At 44.6% G+C, this 20,782-nt stretch carries 22 protein-coding genes; 19 read left to right on the forward strand and 3 right to left on the reverse strand.

Translation table 11 applies throughout. The features are described from left to right. Positions 1-139: 139 nt before the first annotated feature. The gene (locus LC605_RS14885) at positions 140-601 is read right to left on the reverse strand and encodes a hypothetical protein (RefSeq protein WP_229548304.1); all 462 of its coding nucleotides are present in this window, start codon (positions 599-601) and stop codon (positions 140-142) included. 359 nt (positions 602-960) lie between these two features. Further along, the gene (locus LC605_RS14890) at positions 961-2,328 is read right to left on the reverse strand and encodes a hypothetical protein (RefSeq protein WP_229548305.1); all 1,368 of its coding nucleotides are present in this window, start codon (positions 2,326-2,328) and stop codon (positions 961-963) included. 24 nt (positions 2,329-2,352) lie between these two features. Here LC605_RS14890 and LC605_RS14895 point away from each other — a divergent pair, with 24 nt between their 5' ends. Then, positions 2,353-6,501, forward strand: a complete 4,149-nt coding sequence (locus LC605_RS14895) for a minor capsid protein (RefSeq protein ID WP_229548306.1) — start codon at positions 2,353-2,355, stop codon at positions 6,499-6,501. Here the strand turns inward: LC605_RS14895 and LC605_RS14900 are convergent. Further along, entirely contained in the window at positions 6,480-6,698 is a 219-nt protein-coding gene (locus tag LC605_RS14900; RefSeq protein WP_229548307.1) for a helix-turn-helix domain-containing protein, read from the reverse strand. The genes LC605_RS14895 and LC605_RS14900 overlap by 22 nt on opposite strands. Positions 6,699-6,828: 130 nt before the next feature. Here LC605_RS14900 and LC605_RS14905 point away from each other — a divergent pair, with 130 nt between their 5' ends. From LC605_RS14905 to LC605_RS14990, 18 genes are all read left to right on the forward strand, one after another. Next, positions 6,829-7,839, forward strand: a complete 1,011-nt coding sequence (locus LC605_RS14905) for a hypothetical protein (protein WP_229548308.1) — start codon at positions 6,829-6,831, stop codon at positions 7,837-7,839. Next, complete coding sequence (locus LC605_RS14910) at positions 7,830-8,435, forward strand: hypothetical protein (RefSeq protein WP_229548309.1); 606 nt, start codon at positions 7,830-7,832, stop codon at positions 8,433-8,435. The genes LC605_RS14905 and LC605_RS14910 overlap by 10 nt, the downstream gene beginning before the upstream one ends. Before the next feature lie 41 nt (positions 8,436-8,476). Next, positions 8,477-9,394 (forward strand): hypothetical protein, encoded by a 918-nt coding sequence (locus LC605_RS14915; RefSeq protein ID WP_229548310.1) that lies wholly within the window; start codon positions 8,477-8,479, stop codon positions 9,392-9,394. Positions 9,395-9,499: 105 nt separating this feature from the next. Then, positions 9,500-10,432: a hypothetical protein gene (locus LC605_RS14920; RefSeq protein WP_229548311.1), complete on the forward strand. Its 933-nt coding sequence runs from the start codon at positions 9,500-9,502 to the stop codon at positions 10,430-10,432. Between the two features lie 95 nt (positions 10,433-10,527). Further along, positions 10,528-11,661: a hypothetical protein gene (locus tag LC605_RS14925; RefSeq protein WP_229548312.1), complete on the forward strand. Its 1,134-nt coding sequence runs from the start codon at positions 10,528-10,530 to the stop codon at positions 11,659-11,661. A gap of 111 nt (positions 11,662-11,772) precedes the next feature. Continuing rightward, complete coding sequence (locus tag LC605_RS14930; protein ID WP_229548313.1) at positions 11,773-12,285, forward strand: helix-hairpin-helix domain-containing protein; 513 nt, start codon at positions 11,773-11,775, stop codon at positions 12,283-12,285. Then, a complete protein-coding gene (locus LC605_RS14935) occupies positions 12,257-13,219 on the forward strand; it encodes a hypothetical protein (RefSeq protein WP_229548314.1) in 963 nt (320 codons plus the stop codon). Before LC605_RS14930 ends, LC605_RS14935 begins: the two co-directional genes overlap by 29 nt. After that, the gene (locus LC605_RS14940) at positions 13,219-13,758 is read left to right on the forward strand and encodes a hypothetical protein (protein WP_229548315.1); all 540 of its coding nucleotides are present in this window, start codon (positions 13,219-13,221) and stop codon (positions 13,756-13,758) included. Before LC605_RS14935 ends, LC605_RS14940 begins: the two co-directional genes overlap by 1 nt. 1 nt (position 13,759) lies before the next feature. After that, positions 13,760-15,454 (forward strand): hypothetical protein, encoded by a 1,695-nt coding sequence (locus tag LC605_RS14945; RefSeq protein WP_229548316.1) that lies wholly within the window; start codon positions 13,760-13,762, stop codon positions 15,452-15,454. After that, the gene (locus LC605_RS14950) at positions 15,454-15,738 is read left to right on the forward strand and encodes a hypothetical protein (RefSeq protein WP_229548317.1); all 285 of its coding nucleotides are present in this window, start codon (positions 15,454-15,456) and stop codon (positions 15,736-15,738) included. Before LC605_RS14945 ends, LC605_RS14950 begins: the two co-directional genes overlap by 1 nt. Continuing rightward, on the forward strand, positions 15,722-16,189 hold the full coding sequence (locus LC605_RS14955) for a hypothetical protein (protein ID WP_229548318.1): 468 nt from the start codon (positions 15,722-15,724) through the stop codon (positions 16,187-16,189). Before LC605_RS14950 ends, LC605_RS14955 begins: the two co-directional genes overlap by 17 nt. Positions 16,190-16,271: 82 nt before the next feature. Further along, positions 16,272-16,760, forward strand: a complete 489-nt coding sequence (locus LC605_RS14960) for a hypothetical protein (protein ID WP_229548319.1) — start codon at positions 16,272-16,274, stop codon at positions 16,758-16,760. Further along, a complete protein-coding gene (locus tag LC605_RS14965; protein ID WP_229548320.1) occupies positions 16,753-17,556 on the forward strand; it encodes a hypothetical protein in 804 nt (267 codons plus the stop codon). The genes LC605_RS14960 and LC605_RS14965 overlap by 8 nt, the downstream gene beginning before the upstream one ends. Positions 17,557-17,713: 157 nt before the next feature. Then, positions 17,714-18,262, forward strand: coding sequence for a hypothetical protein (locus tag LC605_RS14970; RefSeq protein ID WP_229548321.1), 549 nt, complete (start codon positions 17,714-17,716; stop codon positions 18,260-18,262). Positions 18,263-18,303: 41 nt separating this feature from the next. Beyond that, entirely contained in the window at positions 18,304-18,540 is a 237-nt protein-coding gene (locus LC605_RS14975; protein ID WP_229548322.1) for a hypothetical protein, read from the forward strand. Beyond that, positions 18,527-18,889: a hypothetical protein gene (locus LC605_RS14980; RefSeq protein WP_229548323.1), complete on the forward strand. Its 363-nt coding sequence runs from the start codon at positions 18,527-18,529 to the stop codon at positions 18,887-18,889. Before LC605_RS14975 ends, LC605_RS14980 begins: the two co-directional genes overlap by 14 nt. A 9-nt stretch (positions 18,890-18,898) precedes the next feature. Then, positions 18,899-19,492 carry a terminase small subunit gene (locus LC605_RS14985; RefSeq protein ID WP_229548324.1) on the forward strand — a complete coding sequence of 198 codons (594 nt, stop codon included), beginning with the start codon at positions 18,899-18,901 and terminating at the stop codon, positions 19,490-19,492. A gap of 60 nt (positions 19,493-19,552) precedes the next feature. Further along, positions 19,553-20,713, forward strand: a complete 1,161-nt coding sequence (locus LC605_RS14990; RefSeq protein WP_229548325.1) for a hypothetical protein — start codon at positions 19,553-19,555, stop codon at positions 20,711-20,713. Positions 20,714-20,782 lie beyond the last annotated feature (69 nt).

Here is a 20,782-nt window from a genome sequence, read left to right on the forward strand (position 1 = left end):
GTCCCCCGCGTGTCGTAGGTTCATTTCAACCCAAAAATGAACGTGTGGTGCGAAAAAACTCGGTGTAGATCCAATTCCCGGAAAAGTCTGTAATTCAGTATACACAAGGGTTTCAGCATTTTCCTTATAATTCCTTCTCTTACTCTCTAATCCTAAAAGTTCCTTGCTGCTGTAAATATTTTTGCAGTTCTTTTACCTCACTATTGGTTTTATCAAATTCTTCTTCTGTTCTTATCCATTTATGAGCAATTAATTCCTTATTTCCATTAATCGCCAGCAATGCAATATCTTTGTATCCCAAATAATCCTGAATATGAACATCAAAGCGCTTATCAAACGTATGGAAGTTTTTCTCAATTCCTCTTAATTGTTCAATCACTTGCTGATGTCCTTCCGTGTCAGCGTGAGCATTTAAATCTTCTCTTAAAGCTTTAAGTTCGGTAGATATTAAATTTAGCTTTGTGATTAATTTAATTACCATTCCTAATAAGATGGAAAGCGACACTAAACTTCCTAGAAGAATGCCAGTTGATTCTAGAGTAAGTATCAACGCTGGCTGTGAATTTGAGTTAGCAGTAGCTATTAAGGCTATAATTTTCATAACGCCGCCATATCATTTGTGACAAGTGAAGTCAAAATTCGCTTTGTCAATAGTAATTATGCTGTAAACCCTCAATTATTCCCAGTATTTAATTAAGTTTTGCACTGAGGCTTGTGAGTAAGAATGAACGATGCTTTTGATGCGTAGGCGTAGACCACGGTAGGCATCGCTGGCTAAAAATTTGTATTTCCGACCTCAAATTTTGATGACCTTAACTTGTCACCAATGCCGCCATATTAAAAGTTAAAATTAATCTGACGTTAACAGCGTCTTTTCATGATGACTTATAAGGTGTCTTTAGGCATCCCAGAAGTCACTGAGAGCAAAGCTAATGTTGCTGCTTTGATCGCAAAAGAACGTCAAGAATACCCCTCTGCGTACTGCTGGTTTTGCTCTTGCTGTGCCAGCAACTTAGCTAATTGTGAAGAGTCAAATTGCTCTTTTGTAAAAGGTGATAAGCCTAAGTCTTCACGCAGTCGATTAGTTGCTTCCAAGTCATTTGCGTCAATTGTTCCAGAAGACATTGCCACAGTTAGATTGCTGACCCTAGTCGCTGCCAAACTTGGATCGAGGAATTTATCAGACTTGAATTCGCCCAAGTTGTCTTCAAACCGTGGGCCAAAGTTAGCCATGAGTAAAGGACGCACAACTTTTTCTAACAGTTCATCTCGCAAATCATTTACAATATCCTCAATTTGGTTATCAAGTATTAGTCTATGCCCAGCATTGATGCCACTGTTACCAATACCTGATGCTGTGTCATTGAATATGGTTGAGGGTACACCGTAAGCATAAAAAATCATTTTCTCGTAGTGCGTCAAGGTGAGGTTAAAAAACCCCTCACCTCCACCACCAGGGACATTGATGACATCATTTTCTTTATCAGTCCCGAAGACACTACCATTTTCAATATTTTTGGCAGATGAAACAGCTGCGTACAGCGCAGGTTGAGTTTTTACCGTCCCATCATCGTTAGTTAGCGGTTTACCATTGCTCCCAAGAATTACGACAGTTTTCTCACTGGGCGCTTTAATGATCGTGAAGCCAGTCGCTTGCCTTTGCGCAGCCTGAGTCCATTGCTTGTACATAGTCTGCCTGCTTTTATAGAAAGGCAATGCCGCCGCCGCCGCCGGCTCCCCTCGCGGATCTTCTGGTTCATCCAAGCTAGGTGAATAAATGTGCAGCAATTTCGCGTAGGGTATAGCTTTGGGAGAATCAAATAATGGGCGGTAAATAATCCGATCTACCCTACCCTTGACGCCAGCAAAGGAATACCGTAATGGGTTGAGTACCGGAATCGATTTTAACCGCCACTCGGAACCCAGTTGAGTTTTGCGTTTATACCAGCGAATCTCACCACAGGATGTCCCCAATGAGTACGCTTGCTTTAGCATTTTACGTGCTACTGCGGTAAGGCTTCCTTTCATTGAGTCGAAGTTTCCCCGCATCCATTCTTGGATTGTTTTCTGTCCTGTTGCGGTTGGGTATAGAGTAGGATCGTTATGGTGATAAAGTCCTAATGCCGCGATCGCTCTCCCTATCTTCAGGTTGATTGCCGCTTTATTTACCACGCAGATTTTAATCATCTTGATTAAATCTTCTAGGGTGTAAGTCTCACCCGTTTCTGGCAATTCTCTGACAAAATTAGTATCAAGCTCATTAAGCCACGGCGACAATTCTGTGGCATATAAGGGAATTAGTTTGCTTGAATTGTCAATAGTTGTCATATTTCGACTTCGCTCAATAGCAATATGTATGATTCGGTTTTTAGTGATTTCTCTGCTACTCAATTCCCCAACGATAAATTGATTTTAGGGGAAAAGAAAGTTTTGCTTGATTTAGATAACATAGAGACCAGAGGCGTTTCATTAATCAGCAAAATTCCCTTAGAAGCAGCAAAGAGATTAAACGAAGACCCAGACACCGTAAGACAATATATTCTATCTTCGCTCTCTTCATCGCTCTACTCTATTTGGTTGGCTGGCTGGAATGTAGGCTCTAATCACGCCGACGCGGAAATTAAGAGTCAGCGCGATCTTGGGGGTTTCCCCCATGAGCGACTGACGGTGAAGCAAAAAACTAATTTTTCTCAATACTCTAATTTAATCTACTTTGACGATGGCACTCAACGCAAAGGCGTAGAGGTTCGCTCAATCCGCAACATCCCGGCTGAGAATGCAATTCTTGGACGGATTAACCAGTTAGCCCAAGATGTAACCAACTCAGAGTATAAAAAGATTCAGCAAGACTTGCTTGCCGCAGTCACCCCACAGCCCGATACCAAGCAACCCATAAGCAGGAATGAACTACTCAAGCGCATTGAGCGCATACTAGGTACTAAATCTGGCAAGTATGCAAAACGTGCTGAAAGAATAGCCAGAACTGAATTGACCTTTGCTTATAATGCTGGAAGGTTGGAAACTTACCGCGAATCTGGATTGGTTTCAGGGGTGCGCTTTTATACAATCTTGGATGAAAGGCGGTGTGAAATTTGCGCTTCTCGACATGGTTTAGTTATTCCTTTGGAAGATTGGAAGGCGATCGCTGCTAACTCTCCACCGGTTCATGTGAATTGCAGATGTGTACTAAGCCCAGTACTTAAAAAATCTCCTGAACTTAAGCAGCCAGATCGCCAAGTCCAAAACCGCGAATTAGTCCCACGTCCGGTTTTGTGGGCTGCTGCTGGAATTCTTGCCGCCGTGCTGCTAGGAGGTAAGACTAAGGGCGTAACCAAGGTGATAGGGCAAACTACAGAAACCGTTGCAGGGATAACCTTGTCCCAAGCAATTCAACAAATCCGCTCTGATATCGGGGAGAAGTCGTCAGTTACTCAACCTGCTACGGAAGAACAGCCGGAGCAAGTAGGGCAAGTTGTTGAGCAGCAAATCACAGAAGCTGTCCCAACACCCCAGGTAAAACTAGGGCAACTTGACATCAATACCGCGACTCGTGAAGAGTTGCAAAAAATACTACCTTCTTCGTTGCTCACTGTCCGTCAAGTAAACGCGATCCTTCGACGGCGCGAACAGTCCGCGATCGCTAAAATTGACGATCTAAAAAATGTACCTGAGATTGGGGTAAAAACCTTTGAGCGACTAAAGCAGTTGTCAGAAGGGTATCAAATTATTCCACTACTTGACCCGCGTAGCATTCGCACCCCTGCACAGTTATGGGCTGCAAATTTGGGATTAACTAAATCCCAAGCTGAAACTGTATTCAACGAACTGCAAAAAGGAGCCTTCAAAGATATTGAGGATCTGAAAACTCGACTTCATGGTAAAGGGATAGGCGATCGCACCATTGAGAATATGCAGCAACGGGCCGTCGTAATTCAAAGGCAGCTACCCCCGGTGAAAGAGAATGTACCAGTGAGGGAGGTAGGAAGCATGGGAGCAGAGGGGCAGAGGGGCAGAGGGGCAGAGGAGGTTGGAACTACACCAACTCAATCCCGCGCACCGTTGCCCTATTCCTCTTCTGGACTACCACCGGAAACGATAACACCACCCAGAAGGCAACCCACAGTCACGACCGATCCGCTAAAACAAGAATTATCAGCAATCCAAAGTGGCGTTGATGACTTCAGTCAAGCATCTGCCAAGACTGCTAGCGTTCAGTTAAGTAGCAAAGAACTATTTGGTAAGTCGCTCAAGCAACAAGTCACTGATGCCCAAAACACTGTTGATGGATTTCGCAGTTTCAACCAACAAGTAGCGACCGTTGAAGACCAACTAACCGAATGGGACAGACGGTTAGGGAGCATTGAGGATAATTACCAAAACCTACTTGACCCCACCAAACCCAACTACTTTGAGCAAGCACCCCAGGTTCTAGCCCAAGTCCGCGCTCAACTGCAAAAAGCAGTCAAAACCATTGATGGGGCAGTTGAAAACAACAATAAGTATGCTGCGAAACTCAACGATAAAATTGATGCAATTGAAACCCGCGTAAATAAACTTAATACTCAACGCGCTGCCAGCACTTCACAACGCACCGCCGATAATTTACGCACCAACTTAGAGCAATTCAATACCAAAATCCAAACCCTAGAATCCCAGCTTACCCAACTTCCCCCCGGTGCGGAGCGATCGCAGGCGTGGTTAGAACTGCAACGCCTCAAACAACAACAGTCTGACGCTCTTAACCAAATTAAAACTGCATCTGACCAACTGAACGACTACATAAACCCAGTAGTTGATACAGCCAGAGGTACGCTCAACACAATTGATAATGCTAACAGTGCGATCACTCAAACTGCTGAAAAATTAAAGCAACTTTACTCACGACTTGACCAATTACCAGTTACCAAAAACCAACTCGACCCCGAACTTAGAACCCAATACGACACTGTAAAAGATTTACGCACTGTACAACGCAGGATGCAAGGTAGTGTCCGCCAATACCGCCGCACTGATGAAGCTGCAACCCGTAACCTGAATAACCGCGCTACTAATCAAGAAAACTTTTACAACCGCTACGATGACCAGTATCAACGCTTTGAGGGTAGCGTTACAAAGTCAATTGAGCGTCGCCTTGCTCAAGTCCAGCAGGATATGCAAGAACTCGAATCAATGCCTCAAGGTCAAGTGGCATGGTTACTTGGTTTTAATGGCTGGGATGTTGCGAATATTCCTGATGATTTAGCTTTGGTACTTCCTAGCGCTCCGACCTCATCAAAAGCGCTTGCCCAAATCCGCAAAATGTCATCCGATTTGTGGCAGAAAACTAAGCAGATTGAAGCCAATATTGAGATTGTCAAACGGAACAGCGAGTTCAAGTTTGTCAACGCTGATCGAAAACTACAAGACTTTGACCAACTGCTCAAAACTGCTGAGGACAATTTAACTTTTTGGCAGCAGCAGCGTAACGCCGCGCTCAACCCCAGTAACATCGGCTCGTCCAATAACCGACTAACCGAGCTGTGGCGAGAGATTCAAAAAGCTGTTGAGAAAAAAGACAACGCGAGACTCCAAGAACTATACCGCCAAATCTCCCCAGATGATGCCTATGGTTATGCCAGAAAGACTTTACTTGACATGGAGGAATGGAGTAAGCGCTATCAAGATGTAATTGGCAGCACGGCTAAACCTGGGGCGTTGGCACAGCAACCCATCACAAAACTTTACAACCAATACCAGCAAGCTAACGAAGTATTTTTACAACAGTTAGGTAACTCCCGCGTAAAGCAATCTCAAGCCATTGAGCAAGCTTATCAAGATGCTAAAGACATCTACGAGCGCCTACGCTACGATGCTAATCGTGTACCCACCTTTGATATTAATGGTAAGGCTACCACCGCCCAAGAATTAGCCGAGTCTTTACAAACCACTCAAGAACGACTCAAGGGATTAGTTAACACCCGTCAATTTACCAATCCTGCGGTATCAGCTAATCCAAAAGTAGTAAAAGCCCAGCAGCAACTAGATGCTCTAAACTCCACCTCCCAAACTACATTCAAGGAAATCAACGACTTAACCCAAGAAATTGATCAACTAAAACAACTTGGCAAAGGTACAACCAAAAAAGAGAAGTTACTTGCTCAAAAACGCCAAACATTTGAAGAAACAAGGCAGCAGATGAAAGCCTTGAGTGAGGATGTCAAAGACCTCAAATTAGGTGATGAAGCTTATCAACAAATACAACAGCTTAAGGCTAGCTCTGAAGGGTTGAAAAGTGCGATCGCTTCAAATCAATCTCAACTTGCGACTGTTAATCAGCAGCTTGTTAAACTACAAGAGCAGCAACAAATATTAGGCGGAGGATTGTCACAACGCGCTATTAAAATGAGTGATGAGATTGATAGCTTGCAAGCCCTTCGTATTGCTTTAGTGAAGCAGATTGCAGAAAGTCTAAAGCTTGTGCAAAGTTTACAGTATCAAATTCAATCTTTGAGAAACCCATGAATAGTAAACTCAACTGGAGAAATACCATACAATTGACAAAGTTGTAATAATTCCCAAGCATAGAGAGGGCGATCGCCTTTCTCTTTTTTAGACAAAGATGATTGGGTGCAGTGAATTAGTCGGCCTACATCCTGCTGTGTTAGCCCAGCCTTTACCCTAGCTTGCTTTAATTTTTCAATAATATGGCAACTTGTCATATTGTATGGCATCCCGTCATAAAAAAGATAATACTATTGTGAGCTACTGCGGTCTTGGGTTCTACCCAAGAGGAGCAAGTAGCGTCCAGTCGAGTTGTTAGCAGATTGGTGTTACTAATCTGTTCTTAATATGAGTAAGGCTTATTTTGATTCAGCCGGTGGGTTGGTTGCTTTTGGCAGCTATGAGCAAGGCAATTTTATAATCAAAAATGCTCTCTTGCTAGTCGAGGGAACACAAAAAGATAATAAAGGCAGGGTTCACGAATTCCCCGCTCACAGAATCCAAAAGCTGACAGACAATACTAACGCGGCTTTTGATTCTGGGGTAGAGATTCCCCTAATGATCGATCATGCCAAAACTTTAATTAGTTCCAGTGGACAATTTAATAAGCTTGGTAAACTTCATTCTCGTGTAGAAGGGCGGATCATTCAAGAGCGTGATTTGCCAAATCCCAAATTGAGGGATTTGATTGGCAAGTACGGGATGTTTGGGAAATTTCTCATCAATCATTATGTTGATGAAGTTCGCAAAGGGTTGATTAAACCTTTATCCCCCGGCATTGATTTGGATACAGAGCGTGTTGCTGAAGCTTCTGCTGTAGCTTTTCCTGCTATTCACGGGCCTGCTTTATTCCGTGCAGCAGAGAGTGTTGCTAATTTCAGTATCAGTTACGCCGAAGCCAAAGAACAATACGGACTAACACGTAAAGTCAAAGCTGAAGCTCAAGAAGCCTTTGATATCATGTTTCGCGTACTTACCGATGTTGATATGTCCGATCCCAACGAGATGATCGGCATTACCCCAAGTGCGCTCAAGCTAAAAGCGGCAGCTGATTTTTATGCAGATTTGTTGCAAATTTTAAGGTTAGATCAAGAACAAATAGAGGTAGAGCCGGAACAACTCACCAATATTGACCCTTACGCACCCATGCCTGAAGCTTACGAGCAGCAGTACAGCAGCGAGGCAGTCGCTCAGAGGGGGTTTCCCCCAGAAGAAACTGCCGATGGTGACGAGAGCGAGAAAGCGGAGTTTGTGAGTCAGTCGCTCAGAGGGGGTTTCCCCCATGAGCGACTGACGAACCCCGAAGGGGTGAATGGTAGCGGAACTTTAAAAAAAAGGAGACGCAATTTATGGCGGTAATATTATTTACCATGCGGGATATTGAAAAGACGCTTGCGGACTCGCTAACGCTGCGCTATCAGTATGCTGAGTTTGCTGAAATAGGTGCAGGTCGTCGGCGTGCTAGAGGTGGTGGAGGTGTGGCTGCGCTTGAGAATGTAGCAATAAAACCGAGTAAATTTAGACCAGGAGCAGGTACTGTGGCAGTAGCCGATCCATTTGCTGCAAGTGCCTCAAAAAGCATTACTCAACAAGTAAAGCAAGCTGTCAGAGATGCACCAACTTTCTTGAGAAAAACTAAGCGTGGTGGCATAGCGATCGTTAAAAAAGGGCTAAGGCAATCCAAAAGAGCAATCAATAAAATCGTGTCTCCAGGCGTAAAAGCTGGCGCAGGAAATATTTCTACAGGACTTAGACAAATTGGCAGTGATGCTGCCTTAGCAAGCCGCCGCGCTGGTCGTGGCGCTCTTAGACACTTGGGCGCAAATAAAGGTAAGTATGCTTTAGCTGGGGCTGCATTAGCTGCCGGTGCGGGATATTTAGCGACTCGCCCCAAAGAACAACAATACTCACGCTATTCTCGTCGCCCAACTTCAATTTACTTTAGTCGCAGATAGAGGGCGATGTCTAACAACCAATGACCAACGACTAACTAATTATGGACGTACTTGAACAGCTACAACAACTTTCCGATTACGACGAAATCCAACAACTCAATGAAAACTACCTTGGTTTCGTCACCCTAGTGCATAGTGCATTAGAGGCTGAAGCAGACGGACAGGTAGACTCTGGTGACGTTGATGCCACCATCGGACAAGCAATTGAAGACCACGCTCAGAACCAGCTTGACATCTTTGATATAGAAGTTGAAGTTGAGTTTGAGCCAGAAATAACCAGTGCTGCTGGCGCTGATTTTGGTGATGCCTTATCTGAGATCATTGATAATAACTTTGATGACGCAGCAGAGGGAATCGCCGCAATTTCTGAAGTTGCCGACATCACCCCTGAAGAAGTGCAAGCTTATTTAATGGGACAAGCTGCACCCGTTCCCGAAGTCACAGAGGCTCTAGCTGACCACTTCCTCTCTGATGATGAAATGGCCTATCAGCAGTTTATGCTTTTAGGTCAAGCAGCTTATCAAGAGGCGATGCCGGACGACGAACCAGTCGAGATGAGCGCAGACGTGCAGAACCTCCGGGCTGAATTTAACTCAATTCAAACAGAGCGGGAAGTGGGTTTTAGGTTGCGGCAACTTGAAAAAATTGCCGACCAACTCGAAGACAAAAATATCCTTACCCCCGCCGAACGTAACTCACTATTGCGGTCTGCTAACTTCAGTCAAGATGTGGATAGTGTCGCCGTATTCTGCCAATTTTGCACCAATAGCGGCGTAAACCCCAACACCTATTTAGATAACGTTGAATTCTGCCTCAACTGGAAAGCTCAATCAGGCCCATCAAATTACAGCGCTTTCTTCTCCCAAGAGGTAGAAGAGGTAATTGATGTGAATGCTCACGAGAAAGAAGAAAGTTTTGAATTCGTAACTGATTACCGATCGCGCCACGGCTACCAATAACAAGTAATGAGTAATAAGTAATGAGTAATAAGTAAGAAATAAAAACTTAACTCATAGCTCATAACTCATTACTCATTACTCATTACTTATTACTCCATAAAAACTATGCTCACTCGCTACACTTACAGAATAGAGCGCCCCGTCCTTTACAACAACGTCAATACTGAGCGGTTGCATGGGCGCTACATCAACCCATCTGACATTGCCAAAATCGGCGGACATCGCCGGATTATTCCTGGAACTTTTTTAACTGCTGCCAACCGGGTTTTACCACGGGCTAGAATCATCAGCCCTTACACCAGTGACACTACCACGGTAATTGTCAACAACCCCTCAGCTTTTAGAGTGGGTGACGTACTCAAAGTAATTGGCACACCATCAAGTACCCCTGCTGCTGAAAATGCTGCTGTTGTGAATGCGACTGCTCCCAACTTCGGGACAGTGAGCGCAGTTTCAGCAATAGACGGGCCGCAAGTTACCACAGCAACGATCGCCTTCCCCGCAGTCGGCAACATTTTTACTCTGATACTGGATGGTATTTCTTTTAGCTTTACTGCCACTACGGCCATTGCAGCCGATATTGCCACTGGACTAAAAGCTGCATTCGATGCTCAAAAATCTCAAAGCTCAACCTGGGCTGATGTCGATGCCACGGTAAATAGCGCTGTGCTTACCTTCACTCATCGCCAAGTTAGATCAGTTTTTACTGTTTCTAGTAGCGTAGCTCAAGGCACTGGAGGTAGTACAGGTACGGCGGTTGTTGCTGTAGCTACGGCAGTAGGCGCTCTGACTATTACAGCAAGCGCTGCCAACGGCAACCAAATCATTGGTACAAAAATCGGCACCATCACCGACATTCCTTTGGGCGTTGTCACTCATGAACATTATTTGACTGATGATGAAGGGCAAGACAGAGCATCTGCGATCGCAGTCTATAACATGGCGGCGGTTAATTTACTGGCTCTACCCTACATTGACGGACACATCGTTGCATCCCTGCCCAAGCTTAGTTTTATACCAATTTACACAGGCGGCTAAAGCCGAAGTGATAAGTAATGAGTAATAAGTAATAAGTCAAGACTTTACTTATTACTTATTACTTATTACTCATTACTCATTACTTATTTCCTAAAATGTCCATTGCACAATTCTTAAATACAACCAGAATTAAAACCAAGATAGATGCCCTGATCGATAACACATCGGCATTCTTAATTGACCCCAATAAGGAAGCCCGACTCAAGCTTGAGGGCAAGCAGCCAGACTCCAAATTACTCGATCAGTACATCATCCCTGATGAGTACGCACCAATGGAGATGACCGATGACTTCCGCGTACTTGAATACATGATTGAGCGGAACATGGCGATCGCTTCTATTATTGCCACTGGTCAAGAAATCCCTCAAACCCGTGCGGGTCGATTAACTAAACTCGAAGGATCGTCGTTTGGCAAGATTGCCATCAGCTACATCTACAACGAAGAAGATCAGATCCGGATGATGGAACTGATGCAAATGCAGAGTATGCCCCGGTATTTTGTAGATTTGTTAATTGGAACTGTAGATAGTCTTCAACCTCGCGTGGTCAAAACTGCCAATGTTTTGACCTGGCAAGTTTGGACTACTGGATTATGCGATTTTACCGACCCTAGATCCGGTGCTAGATTCCGTCTCCAGTACAACACAGAGCCAACTTTATTTCCTGCTCCCCTCACAGGTAACGCCATTGGTACAGCTGTATGGACTGACTATACCAATGCTAATGGCATAGACAATATGCAATCTCATGCACGGGCTTTTTACGACATCAACGGCTACTACCCTGATGAAACCGTGATGTCGCAAGATTTGCTGGACAACCTTTTGCGGCAACAATCGACCCGGAACTACGCGTTGGGACTTGGAATAATTAACAACATCCCTGGTGCTGTGCAAGCAATGATCAGTCAGACGATCGTGGACAAAATTACCAGTGAGTTAAAAATTCCTAAAATCCGCGTGAGTGATGCTCAATACGAAATTGAGATTGCGCCTGGGCAAAACATTAGGGGTCGTTACTTCCCCAACGATACCTATACTTTCTTAACTAAGGGCATGAGCAAACGTTTGTTTGGCCCTACTCTTGAAGCCAAAGGGAAACCAGGAATTTTTGTCAAAACCGAAGAAGTGCTTAAATCTTCACCACCCGAAGAGCGTTCTTACGCAGTAGGGCGAATGATTCCTTGGGTTGCTCAACCAAAACTTCTAGCAGCAAGGAAGGTGAAGTAATAAGGAATACCCCGTCGTTAACGACGGGGTTTACAGCTATAATTGCCAATTCGTAATGGGCTACGCTGTTTTCATGCCCTGCATGGCTGTACGTAATTCGTAATTAAAACCATGACAATAGATCCAAATCAACCAGTAACTTTAAAAAAGCACTCGCAAGTCAAAGGTAACTTGTATCATCCACGGGAATACAAGCCGGGAGAACTGCCAAGCGAATTGCTGACGGAGGAATATGTTACTCAAGGCTCTCCTGAAGTTCCCACATTCAGCCCCTTTGCTGGTAGCTTTGAAGAAACTAAGGTAATTATTGGCGCAGAAACTCCCAACAACGAGCTAACAAGTTATCAAACATCTACTGTAATAGTCCCAACCCCTGTTACCAGAATCCAAATCAATGAGGCAACCATAGAAGCGATCGCAACTCTTGAAGGTATCGGTTTGATCGCTGCCAAAAAAGTAGTTGAGGAACGGGTCAAATCTCCTTTTACCAGTTTAGAGGACTTGAAAGCTCGTGTCCCCCTTGGAAAGACTCTGAAGTGGGAAACCTTCACAGATAGGTTGCTGTTTGACAATACTTTAGTGGAGCAAAAGACAGGTGAGTTACCCACTAGTGGCATTATTTAGCCGAGCTAACTTCTCTTCTACCTACACCCGCACCCGTAAAGGCAAGCGAGAGATTGTCCGCAAGAAGGTACGCTCTAGTCTCGTCGCTAGATTGCTTGGCCCCAATAGAGCCAAATACACAGAACCGCAAAGGAATATGAGAATAGCCCAGGATCTTGCCCAAAGTCAGAGAGCAAGGAAGAGCGCATCGGAGGCGAGATTGATTCAAAAAGCCCAGCAAGCTTATCAACAAAGCAAACCAGGGCTATTGGAAAAATGGGGTGTAATTCCCAACCGCCGCGCTTCTTATTCTGCTCAGTTTTCCTCAACCTATACGCGCACTCGCAACGGTAAACGTCAAGTTGTCCGCAAGGCTCAAAACCGATTAAAAGTAGAGAGAGGGAGGGTATCAGCTAGGGTATCCGTCCCAATGAAAGATGGTGAAGTTTACGGTTTGGGTGTGGGTTTAGTTCGTCGTGATCGCCGTAACATCCGTGAGGAATTTAAACCGAGTATAGGACAGCGCGGCATCGGTATCACTGCACAAGGTAATGCTGGCAATTATCAACTTAAAGCCAGGGGTTACACGGGGTATAATCCCAATTTTTCACAATTTAGTGAGGGCAATACTTATACTCGCCGTACTAAAACAGGGAAGTTAGCGATCGTTAGGAAAGGAAAAAGGCGCGGCGTTTCAGGCATACGAGTAATAGCTGGTGTTAGTGGAGGTGCAACTCTGCTCGGCTTTGGTGCATTGGCATTGCTGGCTACGAGGGGCAAACCAGGAGTAGCAAATAAAGTATTTCGTTCGTCCTCTGATGATGTAGCAAAAGCAGCAAGCAGCAACGTAAAAGCAGAGGTTCAAGTAGCTAAAGAAAGAGCAAAACAGTATGTAGGTACGGTAGAAGATGTAGAGCGCAATCTCAATAGCCCAAGCCATGTGTGGGAATTTTGATGCTGAAATACACAACCCCAGAAGCTCTAGCTCGTCGTCTCAAAAACCGTCTAGAACTTGGGCAAAGTCCGCCGACATTAGGACAAACTCAAGCACTTGGTGCAAAACAAGTTGATTACAGCTTGTATGAGCAACTAGGTGAACAAGTAGAAGCCAAGCTAGACATGGCTTTATCAATGATGTACGAATTGCCAATACCCAACGATGCAACCCAATCTTTAAAAATCCTTGCCTCCATTGTTGAGAAATTCGTGGTTGCGGAAATCATGGGTACGCATTACCAACAAACCCAAGGCGAAGGAGGCGATCAGGGGTATGGTGCGGTCTTATTTAAGCAAGCCAAAGAAGAGTGTCAGGCGATCGGGATTACATTGCCTGGGTTAGCTCCTCCACCATCAACGCTATTTAATCGTGTTGAACCTATGGTATTGCCAGGAGTACCAAAGATTGGAGAGATACCCGATATTGTTAGTCGCAGCTACAGCATAGTTGAGCAGCGAAATCCAGTTGAATCGTCGTCGATAGATTGGGGGATTTAGTATGGGAACGGTACTGTTTAGAATGTCAGATTACGCCAATGCTGATTTTGGAAGTGGTGGTTGGCAGTGCGGCAAAACCTTCATCCCCTACAACCGCAAATGTTACACAGACCCAAAAACGGGAATTAAAACTAAAACCCCAATCACTTACAAACAATACACAAAGCTTCGCGCCCAAGTTTACCGCGATGCCCAACGGGGACAACTCCCCCAGAATGATTACGATCGCTCCTTACTGCAATCGGTAAGCGACAGACAGGTAAAACTTAAAACCCAAAAAGAAAAATTACAGTTAACTCAAGCAGCTGCTAGCGTTGGAGCAAGACAAGTACTCCCCAGTGGTATTGCTGAGGTTGAGGTATCAAAATTAAAAGTTGACCCGAAGCGGTTCCAATATAAAATCTTGGGCGCTCAAACTCAATCTGGTTCAGTCGGCTCATTGTCCGGCGTGAAAACTTGGGATGCGAACCTCGCAGGAATAATTCAAGTTTGGCAAGATCCTAAAGATAAGCAAGTCTATGTAGTCAACGGACACAACCGCACTGAACGAGCCAAGGCGCTCGGTGTTCAAAAAATGACTGCTAAATTTATCAAAGCCAAGTCCGCAGAGGAAGCCCGTGCCGTTGGTGCTTTAACGAACATAGCTGAGGGACGCGGTAACGCATTGGACGCGGCTAAATTCTTCCGTGACTCTGGAGTGAGCCGAGAAGACTTAGAACGCAAAGGTATTCCCATGCGTGAAAAAATCGCCACTGATGGTTTAGCTTTATCAAACCTCAATGAACCATTGTTTAATCGCGTAGTGCAGGGTACTTTACCAGAGCAACGAGCCGTAACAATTGGTAACGCTCTCAAGGATCATAAACAGCAGCAAGAATTGGTAGACCTGATTGAGAAGGAGGAGAAACGAGGTAAGAAAATTAACAACGATACCATTCAAGAACTAACTGATATGGTAATTGGCGCTCCCAAGATTCAGCAGTCCCAAGGCGGGTTGTTTGATTTACTCGGATTTACCCCAGAGACGCGATCGCTCGCTGTGGAAAAAGCGCAGTTACAAGCTGGTATTAAACGCCAGTTATCCCGCGAGAAAAAGCTATTCGGCACTGTTGGGAAGAGTCGAGCGGCCGAAGATTTAGCGAAAGCTGGCAACCAAATTAACGTAGAAGGTTCTGCCGAGATTTCAGAAACTGCGTCTAAAGCGCTTGACGCATTTGATAAAGAGAAAAATTTATCAGGGGCAACCTCAAGCGCCATTAACCGCGCCGCCGAACGTATAGCCAATGGTGAAAATCTCAAAAAAGTAGAAAAGGAAGCTTACGATGAAATCCTTGCCAGTCTACAAAAAACTTACAAATTTGGAGAAGGAGGCGGTTCTAGAATCGCTAAAAGACGAATTGGTAGTAATAGTATTACAGCGTCCCGCTACCAAGGTCAAACGGCGGAATTTGGTACAAGGCTAAAACGTCGTAAGCGTCAGTGCTGTTGTTCTCATGCAAAATTTAGCAACACCTATACTCGTCGTACTAAGACTGGGAAAACAGCAATAGTCCGTAAGGGTAAGCGCATAAAAAAGAGCAATCAAAACACAACTAAGCGCCTGATTGGTGGGGCTGGACTTGCTCTTTCTGCTGTTACTGGGGACTTTTCACCCATAGACTATTACCGATGGAAAGCAGTTACAGGACAAAATTAATGCAACCAGATAACGAACAGATAATCAAAGAAATTGGTGAAGCAGAGCAATATTTGAGGGTGTTAATAGAAAAATTACTCAAATTAAATGCAACATCACGAGTGTTGATAGATGCCATCCAAGCGCTGGATATACTTAGCCGCGTATACGCAAACGACTCACCTCAACTTGTTGGTCAATACATCGGACATGGTTATTCAAGTAACCAAGAACTCTCAGATTCAACTATTGAACAAATCACAAAGGCGATAAAGGACGCAATGCCAAGTGGGCTTAACTCTTGAAATTAACACGGGTGACTTACAACGCGCATCTGAACAACTACAAGGTATCAAACTGCGATCGCAGGATATCAGGGAAGCTGGCCCCGCTATCCGCTTGCTTCTACAAGAGGATGTGGATCTACGCTTCCAATCATCCCCCGCAACTGTTTCAGGCGGTGAGGTATTGGGTGGTGAATATTGGGAGGCACTCAGCCCAGAATACTTACTCACTCGCCCAATTCGTCGCAATGGTCAAATCCTGCGCGACACTGGGGAGTTGTTGCAAAGTATGACGGCTGCGGGTAATCCTTATGAAGTGTTTGAAGTGACTGAATCCGAACTTGTGTTTGGTACTGCACTTGGTAAAGCTTCACGGTTGCAGCGCGATCGCCCCTTTCTCTTTTGGTATCCCGCGCTACTGGAGAAAGTTGCAGCTTATGTAGCTGGCTACACAGGAGGAAGTAATGAGTAATGAGTAATAAGTAATGAGTTAGAGTTTTTACTCATTACTCATTACTCATTACTCATTACTCATTACTCATTACTCATTATTTATGGTTTGGTCAACCTCCACGTTCCCTGAGTTAGCACTTCCCACAATTGACCCATCTATGCAGCGTATTGCTGACTACATCAAAGATGGACTCAATGAGCGCATAGCCCAGATAAAGCAGGGAGTCATCGCAGTCAGCCACGCTATCTGTTACAACTCCCTCCCTGCGGATCTATCCTCATTTCCATTAATTAAGGTATACCGCAATACTGACGAATTTACCCCAGGACAAAATACCACTCAAGCGGTTATCGCCTACTGCTTAAGCTTCCCAGACGAGGAGCGGATACCAGGGATTTTAAGATGGGTTGCGGTTAATATTGATTCACTGTTGAGACAATACGCAATTAATCACCGTGGTTGCTGTCCCGAAATCAATTATGAAGATAAGTTTCGGGCTGAGTACAGGGTAATGAGTCTCAACGGCGAACCAGTGTATACATTTTTACTTTTTAACTTTGAAATAACCGAGGACGGCAACTGTGAGTAGCGAAAAAGACTATATACGCAAGTGGACGGGCGTACTGGGAATAACAATTGAAGACGATGAAACAGGAGTCATCCGCGCCGGGAGATTGCCATCCAACGCCGTCATTGACGACAATGCCGATATCGAAAAACTTACCGGAACTGACTCATTAGGTCGTGAAACAAATATTGGCAATAATGTCAAGGGGTTTAAGCCTGTTCTTACCCTGACCTACGCTGGTGCAAACATTGACCTCTACGCATTGCAACGTGGTAGAAAAATCACCCGCGCCAGCTTTGATGCCCTGGTGTTACCCAAGGAAATGAAGATTACCAAAGCTGTCTACGCTGGTGCAGCTATAGGTAAAGTTGGCTACGGTATTGTGGAAGACGTGGCAACCAAAGCTTCCATTGTTGAAAACGACTTAGATATCTTGGCACTGACTCAACAGCCCTTTGACACATTTAACCCTGCCACAAATAACACTTTTGCGATCGGTGATAACTTTGCTCGGAAGTTTTCCACCAATTTAGTAGCCGCCAAAAGCTTAGTCCACCTGCAAGTGCCACTCCCTAGCGTCAGCGCCAGAACCATTTCAGAGGATACTCTTGGGCCCCAAACAATTAATATGTTGGTGCGTTCAACCAATGACACCGTGACTCTAGTCAAAGTCTCCTCGGCTCAGGTCGATCCATCTGGTTCAAAGTTTGACCCGAAAGCCGACAGCATTGAAATCAAATTTGACCTATCAGGCTTGGCAGTGTGCGAGCCTTACACTATATATGAATTAGCTAGTACGGTGTACTGCGACAACTAGATGCCTAACCGCCCACCTAAAAACACCTGCCTGTTTTGCGGCAACAAGATTGCGTTTAATTTCAGAACTGACAATTGGTCTTGGTGGAAAAGACGGTGCGACTACAGAATAGTAGGAATGGTTCACGACCAATGCCCAAAACAAGAGCCACCACCGGATGCAAAAACGAGAATATCCAACTTTTGAAGTAATTTACTGGGGTGAAAACGACGAACCCCTTAAAACCCTAACCGTTCGCCCTGCCCCATTTAAGAGCAAAAAGGGGGGACTTGCTGAAGTTATCCACTTCCAAGAAAAGCTGTTGCGGGATTTTGTAGAGCATGATGGGCGACTAGCTAGCCTGTTATGCAACAAAAATACTTATGAAACCATGACGAAACTCGCGGCTATTCTCCCAGTAGTCGGACAAGTTGAGCCAGGATTTGATGTTGAGGCTCTAGCTAACTCAAGCGATCTCGCTCAACTTGGCAGAATCTTTTTCTCTGAAAGTATCAAAAACAACTTAGAGCGAGAAAAAGACGCTGATGGTAACGTTGTAAATTCCCCTTCCCTGATTGCCAAGATTCACGATATAAATTTTTCGGCAACCCTGTTCCGCTTCGTGCGGGAGAGGGAGGACGGACAGCGCCAAGCCCAAATGACAAAACTCGAAGAAACTCTCGTTCAACTGAGCCAGGAGTCAGAAGTTCCGGTAATCTCGAAGTAGATTTATTTGCACTGCTAATTGAGGCTTATGGCAAAGGTGGTTTGGTTCCTTACCTAGTTGAATCATTTCCCGCCCAATTCTTAAACGACCTCTTAGAGCAAACCGTAGAACTACGACGCGACCCCAAAGAACGCCAGGAGGAGTTTGAGAGGGAACAATCACAAAAATGGTTACAAGAACATAGTGAAGAAACGCTAATATTTAAGTCGGCAAATGGTGAACAGCAATCAATAAATGTAAAAGATTTCATGTGGAGCGACGACGATGACGAAAACTGAAACATTCAACCGATTGACAAATGCACCCAAGTCGGCAAAAAGTTTGCCGCTAACAGCCGCGATCGCTGATGGTGCAGATGATAGTTTTATTGTAGATATAACGGTGTCCGTCACCAAAGACGATGCTTCTACTGCCAATAAGACCTTGTTCCGTGTGGTTCTGCCCTACGCCATCCTAGAATCAGAAACAGAAGCCACTATCACACTCAATAGCTTAATTTACGCCAATGCTTGCAACGCCGTTAATTACGCATCTGGTGGAACTACGCCGCCCATTAGTGTAGCCAAAAAAGAAAATGTTGTTTATCTAGATGCCTTCTTGACGGCGGCTGGGGACGCAAGAGAGTAGCAAACTATAATGCCGGGTGACAGAAAAACAAACCCCCACGAACTGACAGATTTACAGCTTAGGTTTTGCCACGAATATGTGAAAGACCTAAATAAAACCCGTGCATATATAAGAGCAGGTTATAAAGTAAAAAATGATAACTCTGCTGCGGCTAGCGCCTCCGTACTCCTAAGAAACCCAAATATACAAGCATACCTTGGGGAAATTGCGGGACTATCAAATGTAGCAATTATTGCTGAGGTAGTGATGATCGCACTTTCAAGGATTACCGATATTTTAGAATACACCGATGGCAACATAAAAATCAAGAATTCTGCTGAGTGGAACATTCGCGCCCAAGCTTCAGTAAAAAGTATTACCGTTAGTGAAACTTTATCACGAGATGGAGTAACTAGGACGACAACGGTAACAATGCACGATAAGCTAGCAGCACTGGAAAAACTGATGAGGAAACTTAGGCTTTATCCTAAAGACATTCCGGTGCTGGATGCGGTGCAATTGCTGTTAGCGGAGGGTGTAGCTACACCAGAGCAAGCGCGGGTGATTGGTGAGGGTGTTGGGAGGATAGAGGAAGAGTTGAGAGGGTTGGGTAAGTTAGACTAAAATTATGCTTATTCATAACTTGATAATCCTGAAACAGGCAAAACCTACGGATAATTGCCAGTGGGGTTAAAAACATTAAAAAAATCATCATCTGCATACCAGATAACTTATGCCACTAATGCTTATGATTTTTCAGGTTATGGGGATGACCCCATTGGATTTATTGAGCAAGAATTGGGTGAAATATTGACCAAAGAACAGAAGGCGATCGCTCTATGTGTGAGAGATAATAGAGAAACAAATGTGCAGGCTAGCCATTCTGTCGGTAAATCTTTCCTATCTTCCCGTTTAATTATTTGGTGGATTTGTTGTAAGCCTAAAGGTGCTTTTGCGATATCAACAGCACCAACTAAAAGGCAAGTTGAACAAATATTATGGGGCGAATTGCGTAAAACTTATGACCGCCACAAAAACAAAATTGGTGGTGAAAGAGGCGAGACTTTTGTTAGATTACCTAGCGGTTCTAAAGCAATAGGATTTACTTCAAGACATACCTCCTCAGATGGCTTCCAAGGGTTACATGAAGCCTATTTATTAATTTGTATTGATGAAAGTTCAGGCGTATCAGAAGAAATTGACGGTGGCGCTCAAGCTTGCGTAACTAGTGCAAATAATCGCCTATTGCGAATAGGAAATCCGATTAGAACAAATAACCCTTTTCATAAAGCTTGCAAGCGATCGCACATCCGTATTCCTTCATGGTCACATCCTAATGTTTCCTGGGCATACAATTTAACTGCTGACGGTATCCACAGGCTAAAGCCGGAAGTTGCTGCATGGATGTTGGACAGCAACCGAGAGGTAAAACCAGAACAAGAGTGGCCTGTTGAATACCGCTCAAAGGTTCCCGGTGCAATAAGCGTTCGCTGGATTGAAGAAGTAAGAACAAATCACGGCGAATCCTCAGCTTACTGGAAGTCACGTGTAGAAGCCGAATTTCCGACCAATGACAGCGACGGTATTATCCTGCTCACCCTGCTAAAACAAGCACGCGCGAGCTACGACGCAAACCCGCAATACTGGGATACCCTAGCCAAACGTTACCCTTGGCGATTGGGTTTAGACGTTGGCGACGGCGGCGATCCTCACGCTTTAGCACTGCTCCGCGGCCCTGTACTTTACGAAGTGCAAATCCACCCTACCAAAGGTGATTTACTTGATACATTGGACTTTGGACAAAAAAGAAGTGTTCGCGTATGTATTACGCGAATAAATGATTAATCTTGTTTATAGTTACCAGCAAAAAAAAAGCATAGCCACCAGAACCCCAAGGTATAGTAATATAAACTA

It is taken from the genome of Nostoc sp. CHAB 5836 (assembly GCF_020829445.1).
Taxonomy (GTDB): Bacteria; Cyanobacteriota; Cyanobacteriia; order Cyanobacteriales; family Nostocaceae; genus Nostoc.